Source organism: Sphaerisporangium perillae (genome assembly GCF_023276435.1).
GTDB lineage: Bacteria > Actinomycetota > Actinomycetes > Streptosporangiales > Streptosporangiaceae > Sphaerisporangium > Sphaerisporangium perillae.
The window spans coordinates 1-1,898 of the sequence record NZ_JALLPO010000100.1 but is presented as its reverse complement, the minus strand read 5'-3'; the positions used below and the strand labels follow the sequence as shown (position 1 = coordinate 1,898).

1 protein-coding gene is annotated in these 1,898 nt (G+C 66.6%); it reads right to left on the bottom strand.

Annotated elements, in window-relative coordinates:
- Positions 1 to 22 precede the first annotated feature (22 nt).
- Positions 23 to 1,714 carry an IS1182 family transposase gene (locus MYF83_RS42130; protein WP_248966431.1) on the bottom strand — a complete coding sequence of 564 codons (1,692 nt, stop codon included), beginning with the start codon at positions 1,712 to 1,714 and terminating at the stop codon, positions 23 to 25.
- Between the last annotated feature and the right edge of the window lie 184 nt (positions 1,715 to 1,898).

The window sequence follows — 1,898 nt, the reverse complement described above, 5'->3', positions numbered from 1 at the left end:
GACCTTGCTGGCTAACTCGCCTTCAGGCGGCTAATGCGAGTTCTGCCAGTTCAAGGCGGGCGAGATGGCTAGTTCGACCTCGATCGAGGGGGTGGCTGTTCCACCAGGCGTCCAACCGAATCAGGTTGAGGGCGACGGCTGAGAAGACGTGTTCGAGGTGGACCTTCTCGATACCTCGGTAGCGGGCGCGGCGGAGGCCGGTGACCGCAACGGCCTGACGGACCGTACCCTCGACTCCGGCACGGATCTTGTACTTGTCCTGCCACTGCTTGCTGGTCTGTTCGGCGCGGGCGGCTTCAAGGGCCTGCTGGATCGGCTGCGGGTGAAGGGTGAGCTGACGGCGTTCTCGTGTAGAGGTCGTGCATAGCGTGCGGACCGGACATGGACGGCAGGACGTGGTGGGGAAGGTGACCACGATCGCGTCGGTCCCGCGCTGGACGCACGGGCTCCACGAGGCGCTGGTTTGCCCTTGAGGGCAGGTGACCTGCTGGTTCGCCCAGTCCACCGTGAACGAGCTCCGGTCATACCCGCTCTGGGCGCGAGCCTGAGGCGATTGATCCAAAAGCACAGGAGTGACGAGTGTCAGGCCGTAGGCCTCGCGCGCGCTGACGATCAGTTCCGCCGACGCGTAGCCGGAGTCGACATAGTGCTCGCGTGGCAGCAGTCCGCGTTGTTGCAGCCCCTGATGGACCTTCTCGGTCATCGCCACGTCGGGCACGGTGGCGTCCGTGGTCGCCACGTTCGTAATCAAATTCGGCGGCGCGATTGCCTTGCCTTGGTTGCCATTCTCGCTTTCCACGGTGTCGGCCAAGGTGTGGCAGGTTTCGCTGATGTGGACCTTGTAGCCGTTCCAGAACAGGTCTTCGCCCTTGGCCGCCCAGCGGGCATCGGTGTCATACGGGGAGGTCAGACGCCATCTGCCCGGCGGCAGTCCCTCTCCGCCGTCTTCGAGGGGCCGCCGCCGCTTGACCACCTCCCGCCCGGTCTTGTCGGTGGTCCGCACATAGTTCTGGATCAGCATGACCCGCAGCGTGTCAACGGCGGGCAACTGCCGCAGCCAGGCCGGGGAAAACGGCGCGTAGACCGCCGCGACCAGCACGTACCCGTCGCTGCCATAGGCGCGGGCCAACTCCTCGCGCTTGGTCTCAAAGGTCGGCAGCCGCCACGAATCAATCCGGGCCCGGTAGCGCTCAGCCCATCCGGGCAGGTCAAGCACCTGCTGCACCCAGTGCGGCGCGGCGGCCGACAGCGCCTCCAGCGCCGCCCGCACGCACTCTCCGGCCAGCTCCAGCCGGTTCAGATCCCGCACCGCGCTGATCACATGGGTGGAGTCGGTGCGCTGCTTGCCGCCCGCCTTGAGCATGCCCTTGTCGATGAGCGCGCTCACCAACAGGTCCAGAGCCAGTTCCTCCAGCCCATGGGCCACCACGCGGGACCGGAACTCACTCAGCACGCTGGCGTCGAACCCGGGATCGTCCAACTCCAGGCCGAGCGCGTACTTCCAGCTCAGGTCCGCGCGGACGGCCTCGGCGGCCTGCCGATCAGTCAAGTTCTCCACCCGCTGGAACACGGTGATCAACGCCAGCCGGCCCGGAGACCAGCCAGGCTTACCCTCGGCTCCGAACGCACCCGCGAACTGCGCGTCAGCAAACAACTCGCCGAGTTCGTCACGGACCCGGACCGGCAACGGGGACTGCCGCTTACCGCGGTACATCGCGGCGATCGCCCGCGCGACCTCGGGAGCGGGCTCGGGCCACGATCTCGGCCGCATTGACACCGGACATACTCCATCCGCAGCCGATGTAGGGGCGAGCTACGGCCGCGCACCGCATGATCCTGGACACAACGGCCCAGATCACGAACCGTTGCCTGCGTGTCGCGAGTTAGCCAGCAAGGTC

Coding starts and splice junctions, on each gene's coding strand:
- MYF83_RS42130 (WP_248966431.1), bottom strand. CDS start 1,714: ATGTACCGCGGTAAGCGGCAGTCCCCGTTGCCGGTCCGGGTCCGTGAC.